This is a genomic window from Neisseria sp. P0021.S005 (assembly GCF_051956955.1).
Genome location: NZ_JBQCWY010000100.1, coordinates 1 through 8535, shown reverse-complemented (window position 1 = coordinate 8535; position 8535 = coordinate 1). Strand labels below are relative to the sequence as shown.

The window sequence follows — 8535 nt, the reverse complement described above, 5'->3', positions numbered from 1 at the left end:
ACAAGCTGATTTTCATCTTGGGCGTAGATCCGAAGGAGGCAACTTCACACCAATGGCTCAACGCCGCCATGCTTGCCGCGCGTGACCTGATTGCGGAAGATTTCCTCAAAACACGCCGCGCCCACATCGACAACAGCAAACGCATGGTTTATTACCTGTCTATGGAATTCCTGCTCGGCCGTTCGTTTGTCAACGCGCTGATTAACGAAGGCGTTTACGCCGAATTTGAAGAAGCCTTCAAGCAACTGGGCAAAGAATTTGCCGATGTCTGCGAACAAGAAGAAGATCCAGGTTTAGGTAACGGCGGTTTGGGCCGTCTTGCCGCCTGCTTCCTCGACTCTTTGGCAACCCTGCGCATTCCGGCCATGGGCTACGGCATCCGTTACCAATACGGTATGTTCAAACAAGAAATCGTGGATGGACAACAAGTTGAAAAACCCGATTTGTGGCTCGACCAAGATTTGGCATGGCAATTTGCCCGTCCGAACAAACAATATTCCGTCCGTTTCGGCGGTCAAGTATTGAACTTGGGCGACAAAAAAGAATGGCAGCCGAGCGAAGAAATTTCCGCTTGGGCATACGATGAAATCATTCCGGGCTATGGCGGCGAATGTGCCAACCCATTGCGCTTGTGGACCGCACACGCAGGCAACCTGTTTGACCTTGCCGACTTCAACCGAGGCGACTATGCCTCTGCCGTTCGCGCACAAAACAGCGATGAAAACATCTCACGCGTCCTGTATCCGAACGACTCTACCGATTCCGGCCGCGAATTGCGCCTGAAGCAAGAATACTTCTTGGTTTCCGCTTCCGTTCAAGACATCGTTGCACGTCACAAATGCCGTTTCCCAAGCATCCGCACTTTGGCGGACGAAGTCGCCATCCATTTGAACGACACCCATCCGGTGCTCGCTATTCCAGAATTGATGCGCATCCTGATTGACGAAGAAGGCATTGCGTGGACCGAAGCATGGAATATGTGCTGTAAGATTTTCTCTTACACCAACCACACACTGATGAGCGAAGCCTTGGAAACTTGGCCGGTCGATTTGATGGGCCGTCTGCTGCCACGCCACTTGGACATCATCTTTGAAATCAACGCCTACTTCCTCAATGCCTTACGCGCCATCGGTAACTTCGACGACGACTTTGTCCGTCGCGTATCCATCATCGACGAAACCCACGGCCGTCGCGTCCGCATGGCATGGCTTGCCGTGATCGGTTCGCACAAAGTCAACGGCGTGGCCAAAATCCACTCCGATTTGATGACCACATCCATCTTTGCCGACTTCGCCAAAGTATTCCCAGAACGCTTTACCAATGTAACCAACGGCGTAACCCCGCGCCGCTGGATTAACATCGCCAACCCGGGCTTGACCAAATTCTTGGACAAACATCTGGGCGACGAAGACTGGCGTCTGCATTTGGACAACCTGACCAAGCTCAACGATAAAGTGGACGATGCTTCCGTACAGGCAGAATTCGGTGAAGTGAAAAAAGCCGCCAAAGAGCGCCTTGCTAAATACATCGAAACCGAGCTGGGCATCAAAGTTAATACCGATGCACTTTTCGACATCCAAATCAAACGTATCCACGAGTACAAACGTCAAGCATTGAACGTGATGCACATCGTCGACCGCTACAACAAAATCCTGGAAAACCCGGATTTCGATTGGCAGCCGCGCGTGTTCATCTTTGCCGGTAAAGCCGCTTCCGCCTATTACATGGCGAAGAAAATCATCCGATTGATTAACGACGTTGCCAAAGTCATCAATAACGACACCCGTATCCGCGACCTGATTAAAGTCGTTTACATCCCGAACTACAGCGTCAGCCTTGCCCAAATCATCATTCCTGCTGCCGATTTGCACGAACAAATCTCACTGGCAGGTACAGAAGCATCCGGTACCAGCAACATGAAATTTGCCCTCAACGGCGCAATCTGCATGGGTACGCTGGACGGCGCGAACGTTGAGATTTTGGAAAAAGTCGGCGCGGACAACTGCTATATCTTCGGTAACACCGTAGAACAAGTCGAAGAAATCCGCCGCAACGGTTACGACCCATTGAGCTATATCGAACGAGACAGCGACCTGCGCCGCGTCGTCAACCAAATCAGCCAAGGCACTTTCTCTCCGGAAGAGCCAAACCGCTACAACGACGTGTTGCAACCATACGGTGACTTCTATCAACTGATGGCCGATTTCCGCAGCTACATCGATACGCAATACAAAGCGGACGAACACTACCGCAACGTATCCGCATGGCGCAAATCAGCCTTGATCAACATCGCCAACATGGGCTTCTTCTCATCCGACCGCTCCATCGCCGACTACTGCCGCGATATTTGGTACATCAAACCATTGAGCGAAAAAGAATTGCCCGGCAAAAATTAAGCGTTGAGCAGATAGCGAAAGCCGATACATTGGAAAGGTGTATCGGCTTTTTTTAGACGGCATGATATAGAAACGAGCAAAACAGCATGGTTATATCGCTGTTTTAGCGTATTTCTAAATGACTCAATTTAAAATCGGTATTTAAAATTTAGTAGCCATTCATTCTGACGGTATCGGTAATGTGCTGTATTGCTATGGGAGATTGAACGCCTGAAACGAAATTCAGGATACATGCCTTTAAGGTTCCACTGCGGAAAGCCTACAGCGGCTATCATGATGTATTGATTGTCGCGCCGCCGTCTGTTGTCGCTGACAAAACTTGCAGCGTCATAAAGACTGCGGCGATGAAGCAGGATAGCGTTGAGATAAGTACCGCTTGAAAAAAAACTATACGCTCCCAGCCGTGTCGTATATTCCTTGCTGGAAGAAGATTTTTCGGGATAGGCTTTGCGTGTTGCATCAAAGTTGGCGAACAGGCCGCTTTGGGGTGTGAGAGAAAATTCTGCCCCTACACCCAGTTCGTATTGCTTGTAGTCGGCAAAATAATCTTTGCTTTGTCCGCCGTATCCGGTCTTTTTTGCTCCAGCATGTGAGTTAATACGCCAGCGAGGGGAAAGTGTGCGTGACCAGTCGACATCCGCGCCCCATGCGCGGTAGTGGGTGTGGCGGTTGCGGAAGTCATATTCGAAATAGGGTAGCAGGGAAAAGGAGGAGCGTGCGTCGGCATAGGCGTATCCCGCGTACAGCGAACTGTTGTGATAGCTGTAATCCGGCATAGCCGCCGAATCTTTGTCTTTTTCCGTGTAGCGGTTGCCGTACAGTACACTGCGCACCTGTACACCGTGATGCCCTTTGAGCGGGACGGTTTTTTCGGTGGTCGCGCTATAGGATAAGAAGGTTGAATCCGTTGGCGCAGGCAGGGTGCGCTCCATCAGGCACATGTCCGCGATTTCCCACACGCATTGGTTGATGCCGTTGCCTTGGTTTACATTGCTGTTGTAGCCGTAGCCTAGGCTGATTTGGCCGTGCCAGCGGCGGCGTTTGCCCAGTTCGGACAGGTAGTTTTCCACGATGGGGTGGGTTTCAGCAGGAATATCCGTTTTCAGAACTTTCTCAAACGCGGCGACGGACTCTTTGTTTTGGTTGTCTTCGGCATAAAACCGCCCCGCTTCGAGCAGCAGGCGGGGGTTGTCGGGTTCGGCTTCCAAGGCCGTCTGAAAACTGTTCTCCGCCGCGCGAGAATCCCCTTCGGCCCGTTTTTGCAGCGCATCGGCCAAATGAATCAGCGCGGGTTTGTGCTGCGGCAGTTTGGCGTAGCGGGCGGCAAACTGTCGCACCTTGTGCCACTGTCGCGCGTTTAGGGCGTGGTAAATCGCACTTTCCAGTTCTTCCGCCGTATCGCCGACTTGGTAGATTTCACCATCTATCGAAATATAGCCGTTGTTTTCTTCCACTTTCTCGCGGGCCTGTTCCGTGTCCAGCCAGTCACTTTCTCGATATTGCTGCGTTTGGCGGCTGCTCTCATCCAGCAGGCGGCGGCGTTCGTCCGCGGCATCGTCGGACGGGGCGGCAAGGCAGACCGTACAGAGCGGCAGGAAAAGCAGGCAGAGGCGGTGTTTCATGAGATAGGGTCCTTGGGGCGGAGAGGCCGTCTGAAAGAAGTAAAGCAAAAATTCTGCGAGATAATGCAGGTTTGCACGGCACTTCAGAAACAGGTCAGCCGCAGTATATTTATGCCTACTGCGGCTGTAGTTAAAAAATGGCGGTTTACCTGATTGCGGGAACGGACGGCCAAACGCCGAAAACACTGGCATTCCCTAATCGCGTAAGCAGACAAGGCTATTTTTTCGCACCGCCGAAGGCTACGTCGTCGCCTTTGTTGTTGTCAGTTCCGCGAGTGGCATAGCCTGCCATGGCTGCCGCGCCATTGCCGTAGAATTGTCCGATAATGCCTTCGTTATTTCGTCCCTTAATACTGTTGAATGTACCTTTTGAATTGATAATTTCAACACCGTTAAAGTTCAAATCCCTATCACCTGCGCGTTTTAGTGCTCCGCTCATAGAACCTTTGTCGCTCGTGCCGAATGTGGCTTTGATTTCACCAGTATAGAAATCGTTTTTGCCCGGCGTGTGCTTGTTGATGCCGACAACATTATAGGTGGCGGTAGCTAAGCCCGTAGTGTTTTTAGTCGGATTCTCACCCACAAACCAAACCGTGCGGTTGCCGTCGTTCATATTTAAATCAGTGCTGTTGGTAATCTGATTGCTGTTGCCTTTGCGCGGCGCCCATTCGCCGAAGAAGACGTTGGTTGCCGCAGTCGGCACTTTGGCAAAGGTCATGCCGCCGAATTTCGGTGCAATCGGTAACTTTGGGTCGGCCATTTGGCGTACGCTGAACACTTCGGTGTTGTTGGCACGTTTTTCATACCACACTTGGGCGAGTTTGGTTTTCGAGAACCAGCCCGCAATCGGGTTGATGTCGCCGGGTTGCAGGTATTTCGGATTGGCCGTGCCATTTGCATTGGCGTTCTGATTGCCGCCGTTGATGGGCGTATTGCCGTATTTGTTGCGGATGCGCTGCGCGGGTCCGGCTTCGAGGTTGATGGAATTCGAATAACGGTTGTTTCCATCGCTGTCTATACTGATACCGGCACGGTTTGCACCAAACGGCAGCGCATCCGATTTTTGAGTTTTCACACGGTTTGTACTTGATTCTCCATATATATTCTCTACAGCCAAGGCAGAACCAAAAGCACCCATCAAAAGGGCGGCTAAGACGGTTTGACGCACATTCATGTTGAGACTCCTAAGAAATTGAAAAAAGCCTGCTTATCTTTGAAATATAGATGGCGGCAGAAAGCAGAAAAAAGACCGTCATATAAAAATAATATTGATAATCAATATTATATATACTAATTTGTTTTTGACAATAGGTCTGATTGAAAATTTTAGAATTTCGCTTTTAGGCCGAAGGTAACCGTCCTACCTGGGCCGGGAACGGGGGTGCTGGACATCGGGTCTAGATAATAGCGGTTGGCGAGGTTAGTAACGCCGAAATTCAAGTCTATATGTTTCCCTATGCGGTAGCGGGCATAGGCATCTAAAAGGGTGGCGGCATGCCAGCCGTAGGGTTTGCCGTTGCGCTCATACACCTGCCCCGCGCCGTCGGCAATCAGCTTGTCGTAGTTTTTCCGCTCCGCCTTGCTGTGATGGATGGCGCGCATGCCCAATTCCAGTTTTTTGTTGAAGAAGCGCGTGCCGACATCAAGGGAAAGCGAATATTTCGGCTGCAGGGACTGGAAGAAGCGGCTGAGGCCGAAGCCGCCTTCCAGGCATTCGGGTACGCGTTGCAGGTAATAGTCGAATTTGAAGGCGATTTGTTTGTCGCAAACCGCGTGTTTCAAGCGGTAAGTACCGCCGAAGGAGGCGAAGAAGCGGCCGCTGTCGAGGCGGCTTTGCAGCTCCACCCCCTTGCTGACTGCCCTGTCGTATTGGATCATGCCGCCGTCCATATTGGATGTGTCGATTTGGTTTTTGATTTTATTGCTGTAGTAGGTGAGGCGGAGGTCGCCTTGGCGCAGCTTGGTGAAATGCGGGGCGAAATTGAAATTGTAGCCGACTTCCCAGTTGGTGCTTTTTTCGGGTTTTAGGTCGTATTCGGCAACAACTTCCCTGCGGAGTAGGGCGTTGCTGCTGACTCCGGTCAATTCATACAGGCTGGGGAAGCGGCTCATGCGGGCATAACGGGCAAAGAGGCGGTGGTTGTCGGCAAGATCGTAGCTGACCGCCAGCATGGGCGACCAGGAATGCGCGCGTTGCTCCTGCGGTATGCGCCAGCGGTCGGCTTCGCCGAATTGATGCCTGACCCAAGCAAGGTTGTGTGGATGAGCTAACCGGTCTCTAGCAAAATCATTATCGTCTTCCGGTGGTGTCTGATTTGTATTGGCCAGTGCTTGCGATTCGGTAATCTGTCCGGGAGCAATATGTAAATTCGCCCCCGGAATATAGCGGCGGTGGCTGCCGCCCTTGCCTTGCGGATTATTTACCATTTCGCGGTATTTCTCGGGAGCAAGCTGTACTTTGCTGTTGTCGAATTTTCCCGAAACAATTGGGATAATCTGTTTGCGGCGTAGGACATATAGCACATCGGTATTTTTATCGCCATGTGTATATTCAACAAGCTGTCCATTTGGTTTGGCATACAAGCGTGTTTCCTGATCAACGAGAGTATCATGCGGATCAAAATCGTAACCGTTTTTTTCCTTAAAACGGCGGTTAAGGTCTTGATATTCTGCAACCTGTCCTCCGATTCTATCAGGGTTATAAAGCTGCAACATTCGCTTTTGGTTGGCAATATCTTCTTCATCCGCCAATTCAAAATACGGCATCATCAGGCCGGTAACATAGCTGTCCGAACCCAGGCCATACTGATACCAGGGGTTGCGTGCGGCACGCTGCCGCGCCAGTTCGATATTGCGTCCTTTAAAGTTCTGATAGCGCACGCCCGCCTGTATGTTCAGGCGGGAAGTCGGTTTCCAGTCGAAGACCAGGTTCGCGCCCCATTCGCGCTTTTTCGCCGACTGCGGGCCGCCCAAGGCCGCCATGCGAGTCAGTACGCCGAAAGTATTCATCAAATCATTGCTGTCGGCGGTATCGGTGCGTTCTTCCAGTGTTTCGCGCTGGTAGTCGGCGGCGAGGGTGAGGCTGAGTTTGTCGGAAAGGCGGAAGCGGTTGCTGAGGTTGAAGCCGTTGCGGACGACGTCGGTACGCTGCCGCGCACCGGGAACGATGATACGGTCGGGATGTTCGATGTAGTAGCGTTCCTGATTCAGCTTTTGCTTCAGTTCGGCCAGGTTCATCAGCCTGCCCAGATGGTTGGTCTGGTCGGTCATCACATTTTTATCGGCGGGCGTGATGGCGTAGTAGCCGCCCGTATGCCCCATCCAGCGGTCAGTAATCGCACGGTTGTTTTCATCGTATTCTGCCAGCTTGCGGGCGATTTTGTCGGGCGTGTCTTCTATCATGCGCAGCACTTCTTCATGGGTTCGCGCCGAACCGTAGGTGTTCGACGTCATCGCGCTTTCGCAGCTTTCCCCCCGCAGGTTAGGTGAGGGCTGTTTGCGTATGTTGCACCAATACCAAAGGTCGTACTCATAGTCGGGCGTAATGACGCCGACGACGGGGCCGCCGCTCTGATGGCGGTTGCTGTCGGTCTTCACCCGCCACATATCGGCCTGAAAATCTATCCATTTGTTGTTTTGCGGCTTCCATTCGTAGCCGATTTTGTAGGTTTTGCTGTCGATTTTCGTCCCTATGCCCGGTGCCTGCTGCGCAGGTTCGTCTAGGGATTGTTCGGCGAAACCGAGTATCCATGCCGTTATCAGGGGGTTGATTTCGCCGAAGCCGATTTTGTTGTCCATATATTGCAGGCTGATTTTTTGGTTGCCCGGCAGATACCAGTTGTTTTTCAGCAGCAGGGTTTTGGTGTCGGTGTGGCTGTTCATGATTTCTTCGCCCGGCCTGAACAGGACGGCCATATTCGGCACCAGGCTGGCGGAAGATTTGCAGAGTATGTCTTTTTCCCGTGGCGATTTGTCGGGATACTGGTCGTAACAGGCATCTGCACCGTAAATGGGGTTGTTGAGGTAGCTCTGATAACCGCGTTTGCCCGCGTAGTAGTTGCCTTTTTGGCGGTGGCTGTATGCGGCAAGGCCGTCTGTAATGTCGGTTTTGAAGGCGGCGGACAACATCAGCTGCCTGTCGTCTTTGAAGTTGGTGTGGCTTTTGCCGCCCGCATACTTGGTACCCGCGATGCCTTCGTCCAACAACAGGGCGGTGGGGGAAGGTTTGCCGGTATAGCCGGTCAATACATCGGGCATACCCGATACCCCGTCCGCCGTCGCGCCTATGGGCGAGAGAGTGCGGTAGTCGCGGCCTAAGAATTGGCGCAGGTCGTTTTTCTGCGCCACGGTGTTGCCGGAAAACTCGGTTTTGACTTCGATTCCCCAGTTTCTCCCTTCGGGGATGATGTCGGAAGGTTCGATGGTGCGGATAGACATCGCGCCGCCGACGCCCGATTTCACGCCGCGCGTGAGGGCCGGGCTTTTTTCCACCGCGATGCTGCGGAACAGGGCGGGGT

The 8535-nt window shown here is 52.4% G+C and carries 4 protein-coding genes; 1 reads left to right on the top strand and 3 read right to left on the bottom strand.

The features are described 5' to 3' along the window. The coding region (locus ACTHUE_RS07665; protein WP_440423218.1) for a glycogen/starch/alpha-glucan phosphorylase at positions 1–2396 on the top strand (2396 nt) is incomplete at its 5' end. Between the two features lie 128 nt (positions 2397–2524). Here the strand turns inward: ACTHUE_RS07665 and ACTHUE_RS07660 are convergent. The 3 genes from ACTHUE_RS07660 to ACTHUE_RS07650 all read right to left on the bottom strand — a co-directional run. Beyond that, entirely contained in the window at positions 2525–4018 is a 1494-nt protein-coding gene (locus ACTHUE_RS07660; protein WP_440423216.1) for a surface lipoprotein assembly modifier, read from the bottom strand. 217 nt (positions 4019–4235) lie between these two features. After that, positions 4236–5192 (bottom strand): Slam-dependent surface lipoprotein, encoded by a 957-nt coding sequence (locus ACTHUE_RS07655; protein WP_440402924.1) that lies wholly within the window; start codon positions 5190–5192, stop codon positions 4236–4238. Between the two features lie 152 nt (positions 5193–5344). Beyond that, the coding region (locus ACTHUE_RS07650; RefSeq protein WP_440423214.1) for a TonB-dependent receptor domain-containing protein at positions 5345–8535 on the bottom strand (3191 nt) is incomplete at its 5' end.

Bases quoted from the DNA above. Each gene is read 5' to 3' on its own strand.
- ACTHUE_RS07655 (WP_440402924.1), bottom strand. From the start codon at position 5,192: ATGAATGTGCGTCAAACCGTCTTAGCCGCCCTTTTGATGGGTGCTTTT.
- ACTHUE_RS07660 (WP_440423216.1), bottom strand. From the start codon at position 4,018: ATGAAACACCGCCTCTGCCTGCTTTTCCTGCCGCTCTGTACGGTCTGC.